Below are 22,846 nucleotides of genomic sequence, written 5' to 3'. Positions count from 1 at the left end.
GTCATGCAATTTTTACGTCGTCTGATCGGGACCTTGAGCGTCAGCCGGAAGCTTGTCCTCATCTATGTACTGGATCTGTCGGCGGTGCTGTTTGTCTCGGCGATCCTGATCAACGAGAAATACATCGCCATTAATTTTGCACGTAAGGAATTGGCCGGGAGTGCTTATGTCGGCGTATTGCGCGATGCCTTGATGCCGGTTGTCATGGCCGATGCTCCGGGAGGAACAGCGGCAGTGCTGCCGGCGATTCGAGCGGCTGAGACGCGTTTCGGCGAGTCCTTCGGCAGCAACGACCTAGCCGAGCGCCTGGCCAGGCGGGTGGAGACCGTGCTTACCGGGGCGCGCAACGGCAAAGCAGCGCTCGCGTCGATGACTTCGGCATTGCAGGGACTGGTGACCCGGATCGGAAACCAGTCGAACCTCATCCTTGATCCGGACCTCGATAGCTATTACACGATGTCCTTGCTGATCATCCGCTTTCCGGAGTTGTTCGACGTCATTCTCCGTGTCCATGACAAGGCCGAAGCGGTGGCCCTGGCGCCGTCGGCATCGCTGCGGCAGCAGCGTCAAGTCGAATACCTGATTGTGGAGGGGCAACTCGATGCCTTGGTGCGCGGTATTGTTTCCGACTATGAAGAAGCGATCGCCGCTGGCGGGCCGATGCTCGCGGAAGTGCTGAATCCTTCGAGGGCGGCTTTGCTCGGCGCGATCGAGACCTTGCGACAATCGACGCGACAGTTGGCGCTGGCGTCGGCATCGTCATCCTCGCTGGCAAGTGCGCGGGAGATCGCGTTGAGGACGCTGTTTTCGGCATGGACCGATGTTGGCAATACGCTCGACGCCTTGCTCAAGGCGCGCATCGATTCGCTGTTTTCGCGCATGTGGTGGCATCTCGGGACGGCCGGCGCCTTGTTGGCACTGATCCTGAGCGTTGTTTATTTCGTTGCGCGCACGATCGTCGTGCCGATCCGGCGCTTGTCCGAAGTGGCCGACGATGTCAGTGGATCAGGGGATTACCGCTTGCGGGCGCACTGGACGTCGGAAGATGAACTCGGCAGGCTGGTCAAGTCCTTCAACCTGATGCTGGAAAAGCTCGATCGATCCCGTCTTGTCGAGCAGGAGTTGGCCGCCAGCGCCCGCGCCGCCGAGGCGCAACGGGAATTGCTCGAAGCCATTCCGATCCCGCTGATGGTGACGGCTATCCCGCATCACGAAATCCTGCATACCAACCAATGGGCGCTCGGGTGGTTGCAAGACAGCGAGCGCGATCCATGGCTGAAAAGCCTGGATTCGTCGCGCCGTGTCCGCTTCTTCCAGCAGTTGTCGGATCGCGGTGTGGTGAATGAGTTCGAGGTGCTTTGGAATGACGGCAAGAAGGCACATTGGGCGCTGCTTTCGGCCCGGCGCCTGCGCTACCAGGATCATGACGCTGTATTGACTGCGTTTACGCCGATCGGCCAGATCAAGCAGATGGAAGCGCGGCTGGAACTGTGGGCCAAGGTGTTCGAGGCGTCGTCGGAGAGCATCATGGTGACGAATGCCGAGCGCAGGATCGTCACCGTCAACCGTGCATTTTGTCGAACCACGGCGTATGACTCGACCGAAGTGCTCGGCGAGACGCCGGAGTGCCTGCGATCGGATCATCATTCGGATGCCTTCTTCGATCAGCTGTGGAGCACTGCGATGATCCGCGGTTCCTGGCAGGGCGAGGTCTGGCTAAGGCGCAAGACCGGCGAGAGTTTTCCGGTCTGGGCGGTCATCAACGCGGTTCGGGACAAGGACGGGGAAATCACCCATTTTGTCGTTGCCGCGCTGGATATTACCGAGCGCAAGGAGCATGAAAAGCGCATCAGTCATTTGGCGCACCACGATGCGCTGACCGATCTGCCCAACCGCGCGCTTTGTCTCGATCACCTGAAGAAAGCCATGCAGCAGGCGGAGCGTAGCGGCAAGCATGTCGGCGTCCTGTTCATTGATCTCGATCGCTTCAAGAATATCAACGACTCCCTCGGTCACCACATCGGCGATGGCTTGCTGCGTTCGGTGGCGCAGCGTCTGCTCGACTCCGTGCGTTCGGGCGATACCGTCAGTCGCATTGGTGGCGACGAGTTTGTCGTCGTCTTTCACGCCATTGCAGGGCGTGACGAAATCGAGCATATCGTCAATAAGCGGATGATTCCGGCTGTCCGCTGTCCGCATGACGTCGATGGCGCCGAACTTGTGGTGTCGTGCAGCGTCGGTGTCGCCGTCTATCCCGAGGACGGTGGCGACGTCGAGACACTGATGCGCAATGCCGATGCGGCGATGTATCAGGCCAAATTCGTCGGTCGCAACAACGCTCAGTTTTTTACCGCGGAGATGAACCGGCACGCCAGGGAGCGGGTCGAGATCGAACAGGATCTTCGCGACGTCGTCGATCGCGGCGAGCTTCAGTTGGTCTACCAGCCGCGGATCGATGCGCGGACGTCCCGCATGGTCGGCGTCGAGGCCTTGCTACGCTGGAACCATCCGGTGCTCGGATGCATACCGCCGTCGCGCTTCATTCCCATTGCCGAGGAAAGCGGACACATCATTCCTATCGGCTATTGGGTCTTCGCCGAGGCCTGTCGTCAGCAAGTCCGCTGGCGCGAGGAAGGCGTCGGCGATCTCTGCGTTTCGGTGAATCTGTCCGCCTGCCAGTTCCGCGACCAGCAATTGATCGAATCGCTGCGCGCGGCGCTTGCAGAACAAGGTGCCGATCCCTCGTTCATCGAACTGGAATTGACTGAGACCCTGCTGATGGAAGACATGGAAAACACCATTCGCATATTGCACGGGATCAAGGCGCTGGGCGTCTCGCTGGCGGTCGACGATTTCGGTACCGGCTATTCGAGCCTCAATTACCTCTATCGTTTCCCGATCGACAAGCTGAAGATCGATCGCTCCTTTGTTGGCGATATGCTCGATGACCCGAAGGATCTGGCGATCACGCAGGCCATCATCGGTCTCGGACATACGCTTGGCCTGCGGGTCGTTGCCGAGGGGGTGGAGGAGGTTGAGCAGGGCGTTGCGCTGGCGGCGTCGGGGTGTGACGAATTGCAAGGCTATTACTTCAGTGCACCGGTGCCGCCCGCTGAAGTGCTGTCAAATGAGATGAAGACGCTGCCGCGGCGCGTCAAATAAGGGGGTAGAAAATTTATTGGCCCGCCATGGCGGGCCAATAAGGGCCGGGCTAGTCCTGGCGCCAGTTGGAGGCAAAGCGCAGGCGGGCGTTTTTCAGGTGTCGGTGCATGGCCGTGCGCGCGGCTTTCGGATCATTGCGCTTGACCGCCTCGAGGATTTCGCGATGTTCGAGAATCGAACGTTGCCAGACCTGCTCATTATGGAAATGGTCTTCGAGGCGGATGTAAACCACCTGTTCCCGCGGCGCCCACAGCGCCTGGATGGCCAGCAGAAGCGCCGTGTTGCCGGAGGCTGCCGCCATCGCGAAATGGAAATTGCGATCGAATTCGAGGCGTCGAGGGTCGGATGCCGAGCAGCACACCATGTCGCCCATCGCCTGCGAGAGTTCGGCAATCTGTACCGCGGTGGCGTTTTTGGCGGCCAGCGCGGCAACGTCGGGCTCGATCAGGTCGCGGGCGAAGAGCACTTCAAACGGTCCCGGCATCGGGACGGCGCTGTTGCTCACCGATGTCGAGTCGCTGTGGATTTCCTTGTTGTCGAGCACAAATACGCCGGCACCGCCGCGGATTTCGACGCGGCCCTCGACTTCCAGCGCGATCAGTGCTTCGCGTACCGTGGGGCGGCTGACGTTGAGTTGTTCCGCCAGAATACGCTCGGCCGGCAGACGTTCGCCGGGTTTGTACTCCCCCGAGTCGATCAGCCGGCAAATTTGGTCAGATATTTGGCGATAGAGGCGGCGGTTGTCGATCGATACGATTGGCATGGCTGTCGAAATAAGTCTCTTGTTTTGAAAGGGTTGTCTGTTTTTTCCGCAGCGAAGGAGCTTCATGTTCGAAATTCCTTATATGCGGAATTGTACGCGATTTTGCACTGCGACCGTCAGTATCCCACTGTTTGTCGCCTTTTATTGTGCTGAATTTGAATGCAGAAGCCTGTTTGTTAGGGTAAAATGTCCGTTTTTCGTTTTTGTAGGCATGGTTACCGGCGCAGGTGGTCGGTAATCGGAGTGGGTCCTTTTTTCAACATGGGTTGACACATGGCAAATAAGCTAATTTACGTATTTGGAGCATCGCAGACAGACGGTGCCGCGGACATGAAGAACACGCTCGGCGGAAAGGGTGCGAACCTCGCCGAAATGTGCCGCTTGGGAATTTCGGTACCGCCTGGATTTACTATCGCGACCGATGCCTGCACGGTCTATACCGAGCAGGGCCAGGATGCCGTGCGCAAGCTTATCGAAGCTGAAGTCAAGCAGGGCGTGGCCTTCGTCGAGAAGGAAATGGGCAAGACCTTCGGCGATGCCAACGATCCGCTGCTGGTTTCGGTCCGCTCTGGTTCGCGCGCCTCGATGCCGGGCATGATGGACACCATCCTGAACCTGGGTCTGAACGACGAAGCCGTCGCCGGCCTGGCCAAGAAGTCGGGCAACGAGCGTTTCGCCTGGGATTCGTATCGTCGTTTCATCCAGATGTACGGTGACGTTGTCATGGGCCTCAAGCCCGAGAAGAAGGAAGACCACGACCCGTTCGAGGAAATCATCGACGAAATCAAGGCGAAGCGTGGTGTCGAACTCGATACGGACCTTTCCGTCGACGATCTCAAGCACATGGTTGCCGAGTTCAAGGCGCTGGTGAAGAATCGCCTGGGCCGCGAATTCCCGAACGATCCGTGGGAACAGTTGTGGGGATCGGTCATGGCCGTGTTCCAGAGCTGGAACAACGATCGCGCCGTGCTCTATCGCAAGATGAACGACATTCCTGACTCCTGGGGTACCGCCGTTAACGTTCAGTCGATGGTCTTCGGTAACCTTGGCGACAACAGCGGCACGGGCGTGGCCTTCACGCGCGATGCGGCGACCGGCGAAGACATGTTCAACGGTGAATTCCTGATCAACGCGCAGGGTGAGGACGTCGTTGCCGGCATCCGCACGCCGCAGCAGATCACGCTCGAAGGTTCGCGCCGCTGGGCCGTCCTCGCGCAAGTCAGCGAAGAAGAGCGCAAGAGCAAGTACCCGTCGCTTGAAGAAGTGATGCCGGCGATCTACGAGCAACTCGTCAAGACCGAGACCGCGCTGGAAAATCACTACAAGGACATGCAGGACATCGAGTTTACCATCCAGGAAAACAAGCTCTGGATGCTGCAGACCCGCTCGGCCAAGCGCACCGGCGCTGCCCTCGTGCGTACCTCGATCGAAATGCTGCAGCAGGGCATGATCGACGAAAAGACGGCGCTGCAACGCGTCGGTGCCGATCGTCTGAACGAGCTCCTGCACCCGGTGTTCGACGGCGCTGCGATCAAGAAGGCGAAGTCGATCGCCAACGGTCTGCCGGCTTCGCCGGGCGCGGCCACGGGCCAGATCGTGTTCTTCGCCGATGAAGCGGAAGAATGGGTTGCGCAAGGCAAGAACGTCATCCTGGTGCGTCAGGAGACCTCGCCGGAAGATCTGCGCGGCATGGCTGTCGCCCAGGGTATCCTGACGGCGCGTGGCGGCATGACCTCGCACGCGGCGGTGGTTGCCCGCGGCATGGGCAAGTGCTGCGTTTCGGGTGCTGGCGCCGTGCGCGTCGATCCGAAGGCCCGCACGATGACGGTCGGCGGCGTCGTCTACAAGGAAGGCGACTGGATCTCCCTCGATGGTTCGAAGGGCCAGGTTTATGCCGGCAAGATCGACACCAAGGACGCCGACCTGTCGGGTGACTTCGGCAAACTGATGGATCTCGCCGACAAGTACAAGCGTCTGGCCATCCGCGCCAACGCCGATACGCCGGAAGATGCTCGTGTGGCGCGCAACTTCGGCGCCGTCGGTATCGGCCTGTGCCGTACCGAGCACATGTTCTTCGAAGGCGACCGTATCAAGGCCGTCCGCGAAATGATTCTGGCGCAGAACGAAGAAGGCCGCCGCAAGGCGCTGGCCAAGCTGCTGCCGATGCAGCGTGGCGACTTCGAAGGCATCTACAAGGCGATGGACGGCCTGCCCGTCACGGTTCGTCTGCTCGATCCGCCGCTGCACGAGTTCCTGCCGCACGACGAAGCTGCTCAACGCGAAATGGCCAACGAAATGGGCCTCAGCTACGAAGAGATCAAGCATCGCGTCGACGACCTGCACGAAGCCAACCCGATGATGGGCCACCGTGGCTGCCGCCTCGGTATCACCTATCCGGAAATCACCGAAATGCAGGCTCGCGCGATCATCGAAGCGGCGCTCAACAGCAAGGCCCAAGGCATCACGCCGAAGGTCGAGATCATGATCCCGCTGGTCGGCACGCTGCGTGAATTCAACCTGCAGGCCAAGCTCATCCGGGCGACCGCTGAGGCTGTGTTCGCCGAGCGCAACGCGACGATCGACTACCTGCTCGGTACGATGATCGAAACGCCGCGCGGCGCGCTCGTCGCCGACGCCATCGCCAAGGAAGCCGAGTTCTTCTCGTTCGGTACCAACGACCTGACGCAGATGACGCTGGGCTTCTCGCGTGATGATATCGGCAAGTTCCTGCCGTGCTACCTGAACGAAGGCGTCTACGAAGTCGATCCGTTCCAGTCGATCGACCAGACCGGCGTCGGTCAACTCGTCCAGGCGGCTGCCGACAAGGGTCGTGCGACCCGCACGGGCATCAAGCTCGGCGTCTGCGGTGAGCACGGTGGCGATCCGGCATCGATCGGCTTCTTCAACAAGGTCGGCCTCGACTACGTCAGCTGCTCGCCGTTCCGTGTGCCGATCGCGCGTCTGGCTGCTGCTCAGGCTGCCATCAAAGAGTAATCCGGCTTTACGCTCGTATCAAAAGCAAAACCGCCAGTCTTCGGACTGGCGGTTTTTTTATGGAAAATCGGGTGAATGTTTTGGTGTCGATGCTAGTGGCATGCGGCGGGGCGTTCCACCGGTGTGCGGATGACGCTGGCTGTCACGGCAGCAGCGGCAGCGCTATTCGGGGAATGCCTGGCGGGCCGCCTTGACGAACTCGGTCGTGTAGGTGTTGGCGAGATTGATGGGTTTTCCCTGAACAGCCTTGTCGAACTCGCGCAGGATGCGGAGTACCGTCGGCGGGCCATTTTCGGGCATCATGCCGTCGGCGGTGAACATCGATTTGCCGGCTTTCAAGGCTTCGATATAGAGCACTTTTTCCTCGCCGTAATACTCTGGTGGCATTTTTTCGGCAATCTCGCGGGCGTCGTGGGTGTCGATGTAGCGCAATGTCTGAACGAAGGCGGTGACGATCTTCTGCACCGCGTCACGGTTCTTGTCGACCCATGCCTTAGGCATATAGAGGCAGGCGCCGGGGTAAGTGCCGCCGAGTACCGCTTCGGTACTGGCGACGCTGCGCAGATCGACGAGGATGCTGGCATCACCATAGGCGGTGAGGCGCGACAGCGTTGGTTCCGTTGTCATGCCGGCGTCGATTTTTCCCTGACGCAGCGCGGCGATGAATTTCTCACCGGCACCGACCGGCAGGGTGGCGAATTCACCGGTCTTGACGCCAGCATTATTGGCGAGGAAATGCATGAGGAAATGGGTCGACGACCCGAGCGCCGTCACACCGAGCGTTTTTCCCTTGAAGTCTGCCGGTGACCGGATGCGCTTTGCCGCGGCTTTCGAAACCAGCGCGACTTCTCCCGGGGCCTGGCTGAATTGAATCACCGACTGGACGAGCTTTCCCCGCGCTTGCAAGTGGATGGTGTGGTCGTAGAACCCGATGACCCCTTGCGCGAGGCCGAGCAGCATTTCCTTCTCGGCGTTGGCGCCCGCGGGGACGCTACGCAGTTCGATATCGAGGCCGGTTTGCTTGAGGTAGCCAAGCTGTTCGGCGAGTTTTGCCGGCAGGTAAATCTGTTTCTCGATGCTGCTGACGATGATCGTGATCTTGTCGTCGGCCACAGCCGGCATGGTCCCGACAGCGGCCGCAATAATAACGGCCAGGCGTATGACAGTTGCGCGTAGTGTCTTGCCCATCATGCTTGTTCCGATGACAAAGGAAAGAGTAGATCGAATTGCAGCCCGATGCCGTTCGACGGTGTCGATACGCTGACCGTTCCGTCGAGCATATCGCAAATTTCCTTGACGATCGCGAGGCCCAGTCCGCTACCGTTGGGGCGCCCTGGGTCGATCCGGAAGAAACGTTCGAATATCCGCGGCTGCATCTCCAGAGGAATGCCGATGCCGTCGTCGGCAATGACGATATGCGCGCGGTCGTGATCGCGCCGGAGCGATACGGTGACGCCGCCCGGTTTGCCCATGTGTTGGACGGCATTGCCGATGAGGTTCGAGAATACTTCCTGGAGCAAGTGGGGTCTGGCGGAAATGAAGAGTGTTTCGTCGAAATCATCGACCCCCAGTTCGATACCCTTTTGCTGGGCGAGCGGTGCCATCTGCTCGATGACCTGGGCGATGACTTCCGAGAGGCACACGGGCGCCTCGGTCGAGCGGTCTTGCCGGTTTTGCTCGACCGAAGCGAGAACGAGCAGTTGGTTGATGAGTTTGCTGCTTTCGCCCATCGTTTTCCGGATCGAATCGAGTGTCTCGGCCTGGCTGCGCGGGTCGTCGCTATTGCGTCGCGCGAAGTCGATCTGTGATGCCATGATGGCGAACGAGGTGCGCAAGTGGTGTGCAGTGTTCGAGACGAATTTTTCGTAGGACGACAGCGTATATCGAAGCTTGTCGGCATAGCCGTTGAGTGCGTGGATGACCGGTTGAAGCTCGGTCGGCGCGTTTTGTTCATCGAGGATGTCGAGCGATCCTGGGCTGCGTTGCGAGAGCATGTTGCTGAAACGCATGAGTGGCTGGAGCGTCCAGCGCAAGGCGATAAAGAGCGCAGCGACGGTGATGGACAGGACCAGCAGATGCCCGCGCACGGTCGACAGGATCAGGTCGTCGCGGAATTCATCGTGCCCGCGCAGTGTCTGTGCGACCTGGGTGATGGCGAATTCTTCCGAGGGAGCGTTCGTCAGTGTGTGGGCGAAGACGATGACGCGCACAGGCTCGCCATCGATGTCGGTCATGAAATAGATCGGTTCCTCGATTTCGGTTCGGTTCGGATAGCGCGGAAGCTCGTCACCGCCAGCGATGAGCGTTCCGGTCTGACTGTGAACCGCGTAGTACACACGATCCCGATGTCGGCTCTTGAAAAGTTCGAAGGCGGCCGGCGGAATGCTGATGTCGTAGGTGCCCTCGTTGTAGAACAGTTGGTCCGAAATGATTTCAGCCGAGCCGTGCAGGAGCACTTTTTGTACCGAAGTGGCAATGCTTTCGGAATTTCTGTAGATGACGGCGATGTCGATCAGCAAGAGCAGGGCGGTCGGCATCAGGATCCACAGGATCAAGCGGCTCTTGAGGCTATGGAACCAGCGGTATCGATTAGTCGGCGACATAGGTCAGCATGTATCCGAGGCCGCGTAGCGTGATGATCTGGGCGCCGCTTTGCTCAAGCTTTTTGCGCAGGCGGACGATGTAGATCTCGAGCGCGTTGGCCGTGACCAGTTCGTCGAGCGTGCTCAGGCTGTCGGCGAGCTCTTTCTTGGAAACGGTTTTTCCCGGAACGCGGATCAGCAATTCCAGCACGGCATGTTCGCGCGGGGTGAGCGCCAGTGTCTTGCCGGCGCAGCTGAATTGTCGCGAGTTCGTGTCGAACTGGAGTTCGCCGCAACAGACGACGGGGTTGGCTTTCCCGCTTGAACGGCGCAGCAGCGAGCGCAGCCGGGCCTCGAGTTCCTGGATGTCGAATGGCTTGGCGAGGTAATCGTCGGCACCGAGGTTGAGGTTCTCGATGATGTCCTGCATCTTGTCCTGCGCGCTGATGATCAATACCGGCACATTGTTGTTTGCATTGCGCAGGCTTCTGAGCAGACTTTGTCCGTTGATGCCCGGAAGCATCAGGTCGAGAAGGATAGCGTCATAGGACTGAGTGAGCAGGAATTGCGCCGCCTCCTCACCGGTGAAGGCTTGTTCGACGACATACCCCGACTGCTGCAGCAGCTTTGTCAGCCAGGAGGAAAGGTCCCGATTATCCTCGACGAGTAAGAGTTTCATGGGGTCTGACGGTCGCGACCGGTGATTGTGGCAGTTGAAGGCTTCGAACGGAGCGCCAGTATGCCACTTTTGTTTCGTGTGCATAAGACGATAGTGATTTTGTCAGGCCGGGTTAAATCTTGTGAAATTGTGAGCCTCATGAAGGCTAATTGAAGGCTTCGCCTCCTTACAGTGACGCCGCACGGTTCGTCATTGTGACGTGGTGCTGCCTAAGAATATTTATCGGAGGATTCATGAGTCACAAGCAAAATACACGCGGGGCGAAGCGCTCTGTCGCAAGCATGATCTTGTTTGGTTGCATGGCAACCGCGGCTGGCGGCGTTTATGCCGACGCAGCAAGCGACCTGTTGCGCGAAGTGGCAGCGCAGAAGGCACGCCTTGAGCAACTCGAGAAGAAGCTCGAGGCTGTTACCAAAGAGGCCGCTTCGGCCAAGGAAACGGCCCGTGTGGCTCAGGAAAAGGTTGCCGCGGCGCCGGCGGTTCCGGCTGCCGGTGAGGGCAATCTGTTGCCGAAGGGCTTCACCATCTATGGTGTTGCCGACGGTGGTCTCGAATATGCCAACTATGGTCTGGGTTACAAGACACGTGTTCAGAGCGGCATGGGAACTGCAAGTCGTCTCGGCTTCAAGGGGGAAAGAAGTTTTAGCGATGACTTGACGGCCTATTTTACTTTGGAGGCAGGGGTTTCGATTGACAACGGTCAATCAACCAACCATTCCAGCAACATCAGCAATCCGGGGTACGGAACGCTTTCGTCTTCGTCGACGAGCAGCAGCGGCGTGGCTATTTTCTCCCGTCAGACGTTCCTCGGTTTGCGCAGCAAGAAATTCGGTGACATCCATTTCGGTCGTGACTATGCGCCGATTTACACGCTGGCGCGTGACACAGATCCCTTCTCCATTGGTGGTGCCACCGCTTACAAGCTTTGGGCGGGGCTGGCCGCAGGTCGGTTTGACAATGGCGCCTTCTACTCGACGCCGAGCATCGCCGGTTTCCAAGCCAGCGCAGCGTACTCGGCTGGTATGGAAAACAATTCCAATAGTGACGTTGGCGCTACCGGTGGGGCTGTTACCAACGCCATCGCCATGAGTAATCAAGCGGGTCCCAAGGATGAAGGGCGTGGGACCAGTGGTGTGCTTACGTACCGAAATGGTCCCCTCTTGTTGGGTACGGGTTATCTGAGTTTCTTCCGGTCCAATGCTACGGTTTCCGCGCCTGCTACCGAACCGGTCAATCGTAAAGCCTACAATCTTGGCGGAAGCTATGATTTCAAGGTTGCTAAGTTGTTTGCGCAGTACATCCAGTCCAAGGATACTCAAGCCGGTTTGGCATCGAACACAACCGCAGACAAGACCTTCTATTGGCTTGGCGTCGCAATGCCGTTCGGTGGTGTCCATACCGTTCGTGCAACTTATGGTCATCTGAATGACAAGTTGACCACGAATAAGGATTCCGACCATTACGGTATCGGTTACGAGTATGCATTGGACAAGCAAACGGACTTGTACACCTACTACGCGCAGACGAGCAACAAGAATGGCGGCACGAATGCGCCGTGTGCGGGTGGCGTTTGCCAGGGCTTCGACGCAGTGGCCAATTTCACGCCAAAAGTTTGGATGATGGGCGGACGTTACCGCTTCTAATCACTGTCGGCACAGTTTCAGGCCGGAAAGAAGGCCGTGTCACTCCTCCGCGGCCTTCTTTCATTTTTTGTCTGTTCCGCCGGGTCGTTATTTTGATTTGGCGTTATGCTTGTAGGATCGGTGGCCGTCGTATCGCACCGATCGTGATGTGCTGGTTTGTCGGGTCCTGGGGGTGGATGCGGCAAGCGGAATGACGAGTGGCACGCATTGCCAGCGTGTCAGCAGGTGTTCAATTTTGGAGGTTCGTCAAAATGAGTCAAACTATTCTGGCATATGCCGGATTCGCAATGATTATCGTGTTCATGTATCTGATCATGTCGAAGCGCATGTCGGCCATGAACGCGCTTGTCCTGATCCCGATCGTGGTGGCGCTGGCGCTCGGTTTTCATGACGCCAAGTTCGGCAAGATGATGATGGATGGCGTGCGCAAGGTGGCGCCGACCGGCATCATGATCTGCTTTGCCATTCTTTTCTTCGGCACCATGATCGATGCCGGCATGTTCGATCCGATCATCGAGAAGATTCTCAAGGCCGTTCACGGTGATCCGCTCAAGGTCTGTATCGGTACGGCCGCGCTGGCGACGGCGATCTCGCTCGACGGCGACGGTTCGACGACCTATCTCGTTACCTGTACCGCCATGTTCGGCGTTCACCGTCGCATCGGCATCAACCCGCTGATCTTGCCCTCGCTGGCCGTGCTTGAAAACAGCGTTATGAACATCATTCCCTGGGGCGGACCGACCGGGCGCGTCCTTGCTTCGCTGAGTGTGGAAGCTAAGGATGTTTTCGTGCCGATGGTTCCGGGGATGGTGCTCGGCACGCTCTTCGTGTTCGGCCTGGCCTATTACTGGGGCAAGAAGGAACGCGCCCGTATCGGCGTCATTGATTTCACGCACGATGGCAGCCATTCGGCTGTTTCCGAAGATCCCGAGGCAGAGAAGCTGCGCCGTCCGGAGAAATTCTGGATCAACATCGGCCTGACGTCGGTGCTGCTGGTTGCGCTGATGGTTGAACTGATGCCGCTGGCGATCCTGTTCATTATTGGTACGGCCCTGGCGCTGATGATCAACTACACGACCAAGGAGCAGCAGGCGCGCGTCGTTGCCAACGGTGCCAATGCGATGCCGGTCGTTTCGCTGATCTTCGCGGCCGGTGTGTTCATGGGCATCATGGACGGCACCAAGATGATCGAGTCGATGTCGAAGATGATCATCTCCTGGATTCCGGTCGAGATGGGCCCGCACTTCCCGCTGATTACCTCGCTGATCAGCCTGCCGGGTACCTTCTTCATGACCAACGATGCCTTCTACTTCGGCGTGCTGCCGGTGCTGACCAAGGCGGCTGCCGAATATGGCATCCCCGCCTATGAAATGGGCCGCGCAGCCCTGATCGGCCAGGGCATGCACCTGCTCAGCCCGTTGGTTCCTTCGACCTACCTGCTGGTTGGCCTGGGTAAGGTGGAATTCGGCGATCTGCAGAAGTTTGCCATCCTCCCCGGTATCTGCATTTCGCTGATCTGGCTGGCGACGGCACTGCTTATGGGCAACATCCGTATCTGATTCTCGTGTCTTGTCCTCAGGCGGCGGGGAAACCCGCCACCTGAAAACCGATTGAAAGTTTCATCAGTCTAGAATCCCCCTCTTTGGGGAATGCACAATTGATCGCTGAATTGTTGTCCGGCAGAGGCGTTCTCGAAGCCAGGTCGCTGATAGAACGGAGCGGCTTGTCGTTCGAAGCGGGCTTCGATGAGATGTTCGGCCTTTACGAGGCTGGTCAACTCGTCGCCGCCGGCGCGCGGGCGGGCAATATTCTCAAGATGCTGGCCGTCGAGCCAGCCTATCAGGGCGGTGCGGCACTGGGCGAACTGGTGACGAGTCTGCTCAATCGTGCCCGGACAGCCGGCCATGAATCCTTGTTCATCTACACCAAACCCGAATACGCGACGAGCTTCGAGGCGCTCAATTTCAGATTGCTCGCCAGTCAGGGCAAGGTCGCGCTGCTCGAATACGGCGGTGGCCTCAATGCGTGGTTGGCCGGGTGCCGACGCGCTGCGCAGGATGGGTTGGCCGGTGCCGTGGTGATGAACTGCAATCCCTTCACCAACGGGCATCGTTATCTCGTCGAGACGGCGGCGTCCCTGGTCGATACTCTCTATTTGTTTGTCGTGCGCGAGGATCGCTCGATTTTCCCGTTCGACGTTCGTTTCAAACTGGTCGAGGCCGGTGTGCGCGATATTGACAATGTCATTGTTCTCGATTCTTCGAGTTACATCGTCAGCGGCGCAACCTTCCCGACGTATTTCCTCAAGCAGGACGATCCGGTTGCACGCATCCAGATGGAACTCGATGCGACCGTGTTCGGAACGCGCATCGCGCCGGCCTTCGGGATTACCCGTCGCTTCGTCGGGACCGAACCCTGTTGTCCGCTGACCGGCGGATACAACGAAGCGATGAAGCGCATTTTGCCGGGACTCGGCGTCGAGGTCGTCGAGGTCGAGCGCATACAGGTTTCCAGCGGGGTGATCAGTGCATCCCGCGTACGTGAATTGATCGGCATGAACGAACTCTCCCGCCTGGAGGAATTCGTTCCGCCGACGACGCTCGCGTATCTGACGAGCGACGCCGCCGCGCCGATACGGAAGAAATTGCAAATGAAGACAGGAGCCAATCTATGAAGATCGTGAAGAAAGGGCAGGCCGGGACGATGCAGTCCAGCGACCTGATGGTGACGGTCGAACCTGCCGATGAGTTAGTCATCGACATCCAGTCGACGGTCAAGAAGCAGTTCGAGCATCTCATTCGCGCCAAGCTCGAAGAGGTGCTGGCACGCTGTGGCGTGACGGCCGGAAAAATCGGCATCAGCGACCGCGGTGCGCTGGATTATGCAATCGAGGCGCGGCTGGAAGCGGCGCTCCAACGTGCAGGAGGTGAATGATGGAAAACAAGGGACTGTCGTACAAGGAATACTCGCAGGGACGTCGCTTCCTGGTCAAGATCCTGCCGGGCGAGAGCTTGGTGGCGAGGATCGCAGACATGATCAAGGTCGAAAAGATCCAGGCGGCCGTCGTGCTGTCGGCGATCGGCTCGGTCAAGAACGTCAAGCTCAAGGACATCAAGAGCGGTGCCAAGCTGCCGATCACGCCGGCGCGTTTGGTGACCCACGACATCGAGGGTCCGCTCGAATTGCTCGGCATTTCCGGCAACATCGTTCCGGCCGAAGGCGAGGGCATCGATTGCCATCTGCATATCATGGCGTCGAAGGCTTCCGGTGACGTCGTCGGCGGACACATGTTCGAAGCCGAAGTGTTCGCTACGTGCGAGATCGTGCTGGTCGAGTTGGTGCTGGACGGCGTCGAGCGTCACCTGTCCAAGGAAGGCGGCACGCCGACCATTTTCTTCACGGGAGCCTGATCCATGGCCGAACTCAAACTGCGCCGGTCGCTGCTCTACGTGCCCGGCAACATGCCGTCGATGCTGCAGAACATTCCGCTCTTCAACTGCGATGCCATCCAGATCGACCTCGAAGACGCCGTGCCGTACAGCGAAAAAGATGCTGCGCGCATTCTCGTGCGCCGCTTTCTCGAAGGTTACAAGGATCGCAACAAGGAGATTCTTGTTCGTATCAACGGGCTCGATACCAAGTGGGCGCTCGACGACCTGAAGACTGTACTCCCCGCTTTGCCGGATGGCATCCGTCTGCCCAAGGCCGATTCACCCGAAGTCGTTGAACGTCTCGACACCTTGCTGACCGAGTATGAAGAAGAACTCGGCCTGCCGATCGGCCATTTCCGCATCCTGCCGTCGATCGAGACGGCCGAAGGCGTCATCAATGCCGTGCAGACGGCGCGTTCGTCGCCGCGGCTTATCGGCCTCGCCTTCGGCGCCGAAGACTATACCGCGACGATGGAAATCGAGCGCACCAAGAGCGGAGAGGAGCTTTTCAACGCTCGCATGAACGTGCTCTGGGGCGCCAAGGCCGCCGGCATCCAGGCCATCGACTCGATCTTCGCCGATGTCAATGACATGGAGGCGCTGCGCAAGGAAACGGAACTCATCAAGCGGCTCGGCTTTACCGGCAAGTGCATGGTCAACCCGCGCCAGATCGACATCATTCACGACGTCTTCGCGCCGAAGCAGGCCGAAGTCGACTACGCGCTGGAAGTCATGGACGCGATCAAGCGCGCCCGCGAAATGGGCACCGGCGTGATTTCACTGAAGGGCAAGATGATCGACCGTCCGGTCGTGGTGCGTGCGGCGCGTGTGCTCAACACGGCGCGTGCTCATGGCATGGTCGATGTGGTCATCAACGAGGAGGATATTTATGGCGCGGAATAGTTTGGGTCGGGAAATTCCCGAGACCTTCGCCGGCAAGAAACTGGTTCCCTACAGCGATCCGTGGTCGGTTCAACCGCATGCCGAGCGCTCGACGCGGCAGATCCGCCGCATCGCGCACAACGGCAGCAAGCTGGTCGGTGGTCTGCGCGAAGCGATCATCGCGTCGGGACTGAAGAGCGGCATGACGATCTCGACGCATCACAGCCTGCGTAACGGTGATCGCCTGCTCAACGAACTGGTTCGCGAAATCGATGCACTTGGCATCCGCGACATCAAGATCGCCTCGAGTTCGGTGCACGTTGTCCATTCGGAACTCGTGCCCTACATCCGCAAGGGCGTCATCACCGGTCTGGAATGCGGCGTCAACGGCCTGATCGGTGAACTGATCTCGAAGGGCGAACTCGATTGCCCGATCATCGTGCGTTCGCACGGCGGTCGCGCGCGCTCGCTGATCACCGGCGAAGTGCCGGTCGATGTCGCCTTCCTCGCCGCGCCCTGCTGCGACGAGTATGGCAATTTCAACGGCTTCTTCGGCCCCTCGGCCTGCGGCAGCCTGGGTTATGCACTCGTCGATGCGCAGCATGCGCACAAGGTCGTCGCCGTTACCGACAATCTGGTGCCGTTCCCGGCCGTGCCGGTCAGCATCCCGCAGTCGGTTGTCGACTTCGTCGCGACGATGCCGAGTCTCGGCGATCCGAAAAAGATCGTGTCCTCGACGACACGCATCACCACCGACCCGATCGGCCTGCAGATCGCCAAGCACGCGGCGACCGTGATCGAGGCGTCCGGTTACGTCAAGGACGGCTTCTCGTTCCAGACCGGTACGGGCGGCATCTCGCTGGCCGTCGCCGAGCACGTGCGCAACATGATGCGGCGTGACAAGGTCAAGGGTAGCTTCGGCTGCGGCGGCATCACCGGCTACTTCGTCGACATGCTGGAAGAGGGCCTGTTCGAGGCGCTCTTCGACGTGCAATGTTTCGACCTCAAGGCGGTGCAGTCGATCGGGCGCAACCAGCGCCACATGGAAATGACGGCCGGGACGTATGCCAATCCGTTCAATTGCGGCGCCGTCGTCAATCGTCTCGACTGCGCGATTCTGAGCGCGACCGAAATCGACGTTAACTTCAACGTGAACGTCAATACCGAGTCGATGGGCTATCTCCTGCACAACACCGGCGGTCACTGCGACGTCGCGGCCGGGGCGAAGGTCTCGATCGTCGTTTGTCCGTCGATCCGCGGTCGTCTGCCGATGATCCGCGACGAGGTGACGACGATCACGACGCCGGGCGAAACGGTCGGTGTCATCGTTACCGAGCGCGGCATCGCGGTCAATGACAACCTGCCGGAACTGAAGGAAGAGTTGATCCGTCGCAAGGCGCCGGTCAAGGACATCCGACAGTTGCGCGACGAGATCCAGGCAGTGACTGGCGTGCCGCGTCCTGTCGAATTCGAGGACAAGGTGGTCGGCCTGATCGAATACCGCGACGGTTCGATCATCGACGTCGTGCGCAAGGTCCGTGAATAGTCTCCTCGACGCCCGCGAGCAGCGCCAGGCGGCGCTGCTCGATGTCCTGCGCGACGGCCCGGAAGCGCTGGTCTTCGTCTCGCTGAACATCGCCGGACGAGATAAATGGCCGGACGGCGCCGAGGCGATGTTTGCCTGGGCGCTGCGCCAGACGCTGGCGGCCTGCGCGCAGTCGTCGCCGGCGGTTCTGGCGCACGACGCGCTTGGCAGCTATGCCATTGTTTTTGGTACGGCGGCGCCTGAACTCAAGCGCCGAATGGTGTCGATCGAGTCGGCGGAAGCGGCGGCACGACTGGTCGACCTCGATGTATATGATGCTTCCGGCATCCAGATCGGGCGACAGGAACTCGGTCTGGCACCGCGAACCTGCCTCCTCTGCGCCGAACCCGCGGTCGATTGCATGCGGGCCAAACGGCATCCTGTGGAAGAAGTGATTGCAAGAACCCATGAACTCCTCTCGAATTTCCGCGCTTGAACGTCTGGCGGCCGGCCTCGTCGAAGGGGCGCGGCGTGAACTCATGCTGACGCCGAAGCCCGGTCTCGTCGATTGTCGCAACACCGGGTCGCATCCCGATCTGTCGCTGGCGCTGATGGAAGAGTCGATCGACATCGTCGCCGATTTCGTCGCGGCGACGGTCGCTTCGCTGATCCGCGGCGAACCGTTCGAATGCCAGAAGGATCTCGGCATCGTGGCCGAGCAGCGGCTCTACGCGGAACTCGGCACCAATACGCACAAGGGCTTCATTTTTCTTGCCGGCATGCTGCTGATCGCGCGCTGGCACACCGACGCCGACGACGAAACGCAGCTGCGCGAGACACTGTCACAACTGTCGATCCGCTTCTTCCGGACGGCGCCTGTCGTCGCCAGCAACGGCCAGCGTGTGCGCGAGGCGTATCAGGCGCAAGGCATCATCGGCGAAACGGCGGCCGGCATGCCGGCCTTGTTCGACGTGGCCTTGCCGGCGTTCCGCGCGGCGATGCGGCGGCACGGCGATGTCGAGCGGGCGAGTTTCGCCATGATGGCGCGGCTGATGCAATGCGTCGAGGATACGACGACGCTGCATCGCGTCGGTCCGCTCGGATTGCACCGGCTCAAGAAGGACGGTCAGCGGCTCGAACGGTTGATCGCCGATGGCGGTGATTACCTGTCCTGCCTTGAAGCGCTCGACCACGATTACATCCGCATGAACATGACGATGGGTGGCGTTGCCGACATGATCGGCATGAGCTTCGGCGTCCTGCTGGCATGCGGAGAACTCGATCGCTCCGATTCCGTTGAGACAAGCGCTCAGCGGGTCGCCATGGTCGGCTGAGTCCGATTGTTTGCGACCGACCGGAGCGGTCGGTTTCGTATGACATTGCACCATTGCGGCGCACGGTTTGCCGAATGGCTACGCCGCCCGTTATAGTGCCGTCCCATGGATCTGCTTAAATTCATCGAGATTATCGGCGTCTTCGCCTCGGCGCTGGCGGGACTGTTCGAGGCGCGGCGACGCGACATGGACCTGGTCGGGCTGTTCGTCGTCGCGTTGGTGGCGGCCTTCGGCGGCGGGACGCTGCGTGATCTGCTACTGAACCGCACGCCGCTGTTCTGGATCGAACACGACGGCTATGCCATGGCGATTCTTGGCCTGTCGCTGATCTTTGCGCTATTTCCCGCGACCCGGCGTTTTCCGCCGAGTGCGCTGCTGATCGCCGATGCGCTCGGCCTTGGCTTTTTCAGCGTGGCGGGGGCCGGTTATGCGCTGGAGCTGGGTTCATCGCTCTTCATTGCTGCGTTCATGGGGACGATTACCGGCACCTTCGGCGGTGTTCTGCGCGACATCCTGTGCAACGAACTGCCGTCCCTGTTCCAGCGTTCGCACCTGTACGCAACCTGCGCTTTCATTGGGTGCTACGTCTATTTCGCGCTGCTCTACCTTGCGGTGCCGGGTGACATGGCGGTCTGGCTGGCGATTGTTGGCATTACGGCGTTTCGTCTGGCGGCTGTCCGCTGGAATTGGGTGTTGCCTGTGTCGCGATAGTTCGTTAGCGCGATGTTGCGTGGGAAGAGGGCATTAAAGCGGGATGAGTACTATCGATCCCAGAGAAAATCATCAGTCTTCAGAATCCTGATGACGGCCATCAACGCATGCTGCACATTGTCGATGCGAATCAGGTTGTTATATTCGGTCGTCCTGATCCCGCCGAGCGCTTTTTCCGGCGCGGGAAACCCGGCGCATTCGTCGCGTTCCGAATACTGAAGCTGCATGATGTTGCGTACGCCGCGTTTGATCGTTTCGGCATAACGATGCGCTCGGTCCGTGTCGCCGATGGCGGTCGCGAGGCGAAAGGCATCGATGAGTCCTTCAAGGTAGACGCCGGTGGACGAAGCATGCGGAGGCCCGTAGGGCAGGTCGGGGTCGTAGAACCGACCTTGGGTATCGGGGTAATCCGCGACGGTCTCCCATTGCTGAAAGGGCAAAAGCCAGTCATTCATCTCAAGGATGGCGTCCTTGAATCGCGAATCTCCCGTCGCCTGCCACAGCAGGTAGTACGCCTGCGTATGCCAGGGTACGAAAGCCGGGTTCGGTTGCGCGGCATGCCATTGCCGGTAGTGGCGGAAGCTTGCTTCGATCTTTTGCCACAATGCGGTGTCGCGCGATTCAAGCCAGCACCCGGCCCACAACAGCAGGGTCTCTCCGGGATAGAAGTTCTGGCAGATATCGGCTCGATCGGCCGGGCGGAGAAAACAGCGGAATGCACCTGAGGTTTGCCACATCATCTCGGTGAATGCGGTCAATCGGCGCAGACAGTTCGCATAGTCCGCACGACGTTCGGAGTGTCGGATTGCCATTGCGGCCAAAGCTGCCGCGCCGAGTTTGATCTTCTCCCCTTCGACAATGACGCCATAATCTTGCTCCTCGCGTAAATATGCGTCGAGGTTGTAGCGCAGACTTCGTTCGGCGAGCGCAAACATCGTGTTGTCGTCGAAATGGCGTGCGGCCTTGAACAGTGCGATGCTGCCCATGAATTCGCGTATGCGATTGCTGTTCCTGGCGTAATGGTTGGCCTTTGGGTGATAGCAGTAGGTCAGCTTTCCGGTATCGGCGACGTGCTGGCGCATCCAGTCGGCCATGCCGAGCGCCAGTCGTTCGGTGCCATGCTGATTGACATGCTCGATCGGGACGACAGGCTTGCCGCGAAATACATGTACGACCTTGAACGCCGTAGACTGTGACGAAACCTGAAACTGAACGGTCGAAAAGCTGCCGATATCGTACGGGATGACGTTGCGATCGGTCGGCTGAATACCGATGTCGTTGCCGTTCATCAGCGTTGCGAAGGCTTGCGGAAAACTCCAGTTTTCGGCAAGCATCGTCAGCGGACAGATCCGGCTGCATTTCCCGCCATGACGCAGGACGAGTCCACCGAGCCCGCGTTCGATTTGTGGCGGCAGCCTCACCGTTCCGTTATGGATGATGGTGCGTTCCGAATGTCCGATGACGATGTCGAAAACGGCATCGGCGGTGGCCGAGGCGATCGTTTCGCCAATAAGATGCTGAAGGTGCGCCGGGGAATACGCTTCAAGCCATGATGGTTGTGGGTTCCGATTGCCGCCGCGCATCGTGACATGCATGCATGTCGGCACGATAGCCTGTGCGGATATCCAGGCGTCGATTTTCAGACTGAGCGCAGCGGCCAATCGGTCTTGCGTGGCGCTCAAAGTGCGGTGGCCCTCTCGGGTCTTCGATAGAACAGCTCGCTCAGAAAGCGCTTCTTCCGGGAGAGGTATTTCCAAAGTACCTCGGGATAGGCACCGATCTGTTCCATGATGAATGCGTTGGTCTCGTCGAAATATCGCGCGTCGATCCCCGCCGCCTTGACGACGTAAGGCGCGTCGAAATCTGACGGAGCGGTGTCGATCTCGATTTCGTACTGGTCGCAATCCCGGTGGAACAAGGTGTTGGGATTGAGATAGAACTGCTTGATCTGAAGCGAGAAAGGCGAGAGCAGAAGGGCGAATCGCAAGGTCTCCTTCATCCATTCGATCGAGTCTCCGGGGAGGCCGACGACGACGTCGAGTTGCAGCTTCATGCCATGCTTGACCATCCAATGCCGTATCCGCTGAAAGTGCAGGGTGTCGACGCTGCGCTTCATGTAATGCTGCAAGGCCGGATTGACAGTCTGCAAGCCGATCTGGATGCAGATCACGTTCAGTGATGCCAGGATATCGACGATTTCCTCGTCCACGGTCTCGGGGCGGGCCATCACGAACAATCGCGCACGCGATAGACCTGGATTCATTTCGATCCTCGCATGGAATTCCTCCTGAAATTCCACAAGCCTGCGTTTTGAATACAGGAAGGCGTCGTCGAGAACGAAAAACCGGCTGATGGCGAAACGGTTAAGCAGGTATTCCATTTCGTCATAAAAGCGGCGTGCCGAAAAATAGCGGACCTTCTCGAACTTGACGCTGCGGAAGCAGTAGTAGCAACCGAACCCGCAGCCGCGCGAAGACACCAAGAACGCGCGAAAACGGCCATGCAGGGAGGCTTGCCTTTCGTGAAGGAAGTCGTCGAATATTCCCGTGAGATAGGGAGAAGGAAGGTCGTCCAGCGCTCGATGACCAACGCATGATCGCGAAGGCGTGGTTGCGCTCTCGATGAGTACAGTATTTTCATGGCGATGGTCATGGCATACGCCTGCGGTTGGATGGCGATTGAGTATGCCGGGCAGTTCGAGGAAAACCGTTTCCGGATCGCCCGTGACGACGCAATCGATTTCGCCGCTGCCCAGTACGGCATCGATTTCAGGCGCTTGAATCTTGTGACTCTGCAGACCGATGAACATGTTCGGGCATTTGCGGCGGAGTTCGGCGGCTACGCGTCGCGCCCGGCCGAGGGCGAACACCTTGCTCCAAAGAACGCTCTCCAGACAGAGGAACACGGCATGCGGCGATGCCTCAATGATGCGCTGTGCGTCCCGAGCGACAGTCGCTTGCCGGTCTGCCCGGCGTGCCGCTTGATCGGCGCCTTTCGGGCGAACATGGTCGAGCCGTAGGATCCTGAATGAATAGCGGTTCCCGAATCGATTGCGCAGGCATGCGATCACGAATCCGATGTCGATCGGCGTGTAATCGGTATTGCCCGGCGCGAAATGGCAAAACAGGATCGTGTTGGCG

Annotated in this window: 18 protein-coding genes; 13 read left to right on the top strand and 5 right to left on the bottom strand. The window is 59.3% G+C overall.

The annotated features are described in order from the left end of the window. The first annotated feature begins 3 nt into the window (after nt 1–3). Complete coding sequence (locus BLR25_RS18605) at nt 4–3,162, top strand: EAL domain-containing protein (protein ID WP_091939921.1); 3,159 nt, start codon at nt 4–6, stop codon at nt 3,160–3,162. A 49-nt stretch (nt 3,163–3,211) separates the two neighbouring features. Here BLR25_RS18605 and BLR25_RS18600 read toward each other — a convergent pair whose 3' ends face one another. After that, on the bottom strand, nt 3,212–3,925 hold the full coding sequence (locus tag BLR25_RS18600) for a FadR/GntR family transcriptional regulator (RefSeq protein WP_176785982.1): 714 nt from the start codon (nt 3,923–3,925) through the stop codon (nt 3,212–3,214). Nucleotides 3,926–4,198: 273 nt separating this feature from the next. Between BLR25_RS18600 and ppdK the strand changes: the two genes are divergently transcribed. Further along, nucleotides 4,199–6,919 carry a pyruvate, phosphate dikinase gene (gene ppdK / locus BLR25_RS18595; RefSeq protein WP_091939916.1) on the top strand — a complete coding sequence of 907 codons (2,721 nt, stop codon included), beginning with the start codon at nt 4,199–4,201 and terminating at the stop codon, nt 6,917–6,919. 162 nt (nt 6,920–7,081) lie between these two features. Here the strand turns inward: ppdK and BLR25_RS18590 are convergent, their stop codons facing one another. From BLR25_RS18590 to BLR25_RS18580, 3 genes are read right to left on the bottom strand one after another with little or no spacing between them, the layout of a single operon-like run. After that, complete coding sequence (locus tag BLR25_RS18590) at nt 7,082–8,110, bottom strand: ABC transporter substrate-binding protein (protein ID WP_091939914.1); 1,029 nt, start codon at nt 8,108–8,110, stop codon at nt 7,082–7,084. Continuing rightward, entirely contained in the window at nt 8,107–9,522 is a 1,416-nt protein-coding gene (locus BLR25_RS18585; RefSeq protein ID WP_091939912.1) for a sensor histidine kinase, read from the bottom strand. Before BLR25_RS18585 ends, BLR25_RS18590 begins: the two co-directional genes overlap by 4 nt. Then, nucleotides 9,509–10,180 (bottom strand): response regulator transcription factor, encoded by a 672-nt coding sequence (locus tag BLR25_RS18580; RefSeq protein WP_091939910.1) that lies wholly within the window; start codon nt 10,178–10,180, stop codon nt 9,509–9,511. The genes BLR25_RS18585 and BLR25_RS18580 overlap by 14 nt, the downstream gene beginning before the upstream one ends. Nucleotides 10,181–10,413: 233 nt before the next feature. On the opposite strand from BLR25_RS18580, the gene BLR25_RS18575 reads away from it, so the two are divergent. The 10 genes from BLR25_RS18575 (at nt 10,414) to BLR25_RS18530 (ending at nt 19,706) form a co-directional block, all read left to right on the top strand. Further along, entirely contained in the window at nt 10,414–11,823 is a 1,410-nt protein-coding gene (locus BLR25_RS18575; protein WP_091939908.1) for a porin, read from the top strand. 251 nt (nt 11,824–12,074) lie between these two features. After that, a complete protein-coding gene (locus BLR25_RS18570) occupies nt 12,075–13,382 on the top strand; it encodes a CitMHS family transporter (protein WP_281245606.1) in 1,308 nt (435 codons plus the stop codon). 164 nt (nt 13,383–13,546) lie between these two features. Next, nucleotides 13,547–14,497: a [citrate (pro-3S)-lyase] ligase gene (gene citC, locus BLR25_RS18565; protein WP_218122815.1), complete on the top strand. Its 951-nt coding sequence runs from the start codon at nt 13,547–13,549 to the stop codon at nt 14,495–14,497. Next, the gene (gene citD, locus BLR25_RS18560; protein WP_091939904.1) at nt 14,494–14,757 is read left to right on the top strand and encodes a citrate lyase acyl carrier protein; all 264 of its coding nucleotides are present in this window, start codon (nt 14,494–14,496) and stop codon (nt 14,755–14,757) included. Before citC ends, citD begins: the two co-directional genes overlap by 4 nt. After that, nucleotides 14,754–15,233 carry a PPC domain-containing DNA-binding protein gene (locus BLR25_RS18555; protein WP_218122814.1) on the top strand — a complete coding sequence of 160 codons (480 nt, stop codon included), beginning with the start codon at nt 14,754–14,756 and terminating at the stop codon, nt 15,231–15,233. The genes citD and BLR25_RS18555 overlap by 4 nt, the downstream gene beginning before the upstream one ends. Nucleotides 15,234–15,236: 3 nt before the next feature. Beyond that, nucleotides 15,237–16,157 (top strand): HpcH/HpaI aldolase/citrate lyase family protein, encoded by a 921-nt coding sequence (locus tag BLR25_RS18550; protein ID WP_091939900.1) that lies wholly within the window; start codon nt 15,237–15,239, stop codon nt 16,155–16,157. After that, complete coding sequence (citF, locus tag BLR25_RS18545; protein WP_091939898.1) at nt 16,144–17,682, top strand: citrate lyase subunit alpha; 1,539 nt, start codon at nt 16,144–16,146, stop codon at nt 17,680–17,682. The genes BLR25_RS18550 and citF overlap by 14 nt, the downstream gene beginning before the upstream one ends. Next, nucleotides 17,675–18,157 (top strand): citrate lyase holo-[acyl-carrier protein] synthase, encoded by a 483-nt coding sequence (gene citX / locus BLR25_RS18540; protein WP_091939896.1) that lies wholly within the window; start codon nt 17,675–17,677, stop codon nt 18,155–18,157. The genes citF and citX overlap by 8 nt, the downstream gene beginning before the upstream one ends. After that, nucleotides 18,129–18,995, top strand: coding sequence for a triphosphoribosyl-dephospho-CoA synthase (locus BLR25_RS18535; RefSeq protein WP_091939894.1), 867 nt, complete (start codon nt 18,129–18,131; stop codon nt 18,993–18,995). Before citX ends, BLR25_RS18535 begins: the two co-directional genes overlap by 29 nt. Before the next feature lie 105 nt (nt 18,996–19,100). Beyond that, nucleotides 19,101–19,706: a trimeric intracellular cation channel family protein gene (locus tag BLR25_RS18530; RefSeq protein ID WP_091939892.1), complete on the top strand. Its 606-nt coding sequence runs from the start codon at nt 19,101–19,103 to the stop codon at nt 19,704–19,706. A gap of 1,678 nt (nt 19,707–21,384) precedes the next feature. On the opposite strand, the gene BLR25_RS21440 is transcribed toward BLR25_RS18530, so the two are convergent. Next, nucleotides 21,385–22,185 (bottom strand): B12-binding domain-containing radical SAM protein, encoded by an 801-nt coding sequence (locus BLR25_RS21440; protein WP_176785981.1) that lies wholly within the window; start codon nt 22,183–22,185, stop codon nt 21,385–21,387. 159 nt (nt 22,186–22,344) lie between these two features. Between BLR25_RS21440 and BLR25_RS21435 the strand changes: the two genes are divergently transcribed. Next, a complete protein-coding gene (locus BLR25_RS21435; protein WP_176785980.1) occupies nt 22,345–22,725 on the top strand; it encodes a hypothetical protein in 381 nt (126 codons plus the stop codon). Nucleotides 22,726–22,846 lie beyond the last annotated feature (121 nt).

The organism is Propionivibrio dicarboxylicus, from assembly GCF_900099695.1.
In the GTDB taxonomy this organism is placed as follows: domain Bacteria; phylum Pseudomonadota; class Gammaproteobacteria; order Burkholderiales; family Rhodocyclaceae; genus Propionivibrio; species Propionivibrio dicarboxylicus.
Note: the sequence above shows the minus strand (reverse complement) of the source record. Positions and strands in the feature narration are given on the sequence as shown.

Excerpts from the sequence above, each read along its gene's own strand:
- ppdK (WP_091939916.1), top strand. The coding sequence starts at position 4,199 with ATGGCAAATAAGCTAATTTACGTATTTGGAGCATCGCAGACAGACGGT.
- BLR25_RS18605 (WP_091939921.1), top strand. The coding sequence starts at position 4 with ATGCAATTTTTACGTCGTCTGATCGGGACCTTGAGCGTCAGCCGGAAG.
- BLR25_RS18570 (WP_281245606.1), top strand. The coding sequence starts at position 12,075 with ATGAGTCAAACTATTCTGGCATATGCCGGATTCGCAATGATTATCGTG.
- BLR25_RS18535 (WP_091939894.1), top strand. The coding sequence starts at position 18,129 with ATGAACTCCTCTCGAATTTCCGCGCTTGAACGTCTGGCGGCCGGCCTC.
- citD (WP_091939904.1), top strand. The coding sequence starts at position 14,494 with ATGAAGATCGTGAAGAAAGGGCAGGCCGGGACGATGCAGTCCAGCGAC.
- BLR25_RS18555 (WP_218122814.1), top strand. The coding sequence starts at position 14,754 with ATGATGGAAAACAAGGGACTGTCGTACAAGGAATACTCGCAGGGACGT.
- BLR25_RS18575 (WP_091939908.1), top strand. The coding sequence starts at position 10,414 with ATGAGTCACAAGCAAAATACACGCGGGGCGAAGCGCTCTGTCGCAAGC.
- BLR25_RS18585 (WP_091939912.1), bottom strand. The coding sequence starts at position 9,522 with ATGTCGCCGACTAATCGATACCGCTGGTTCCATAGCCTCAAGAGCCGC.
- BLR25_RS21435 (WP_176785980.1), top strand. The coding sequence starts at position 22,345 with ATGGCGATGGTCATGGCATACGCCTGCGGTTGGATGGCGATTGAGTAT.
- BLR25_RS18530 (WP_091939892.1), top strand. The coding sequence starts at position 19,101 with ATGGATCTGCTTAAATTCATCGAGATTATCGGCGTCTTCGCCTCGGCG.
- BLR25_RS18600 (WP_176785982.1), bottom strand. The coding sequence starts at position 3,925 with ATGCCAATCGTATCGATCGACAACCGCCGCCTCTATCGCCAAATATCT.
- BLR25_RS18580 (WP_091939910.1), bottom strand. The coding sequence starts at position 10,180 with ATGAAACTCTTACTCGTCGAGGATAATCGGGACCTTTCCTCCTGGCTG.
- BLR25_RS18590 (WP_091939914.1), bottom strand. The coding sequence starts at position 8,110 with ATGATGGGCAAGACACTACGCGCAACTGTCATACGCCTGGCCGTTATT.
- BLR25_RS18550 (WP_091939900.1), top strand. The coding sequence starts at position 15,237 with ATGGCCGAACTCAAACTGCGCCGGTCGCTGCTCTACGTGCCCGGCAAC.
- citF (WP_091939898.1), top strand. The coding sequence starts at position 16,144 with ATGGCGCGGAATAGTTTGGGTCGGGAAATTCCCGAGACCTTCGCCGGC.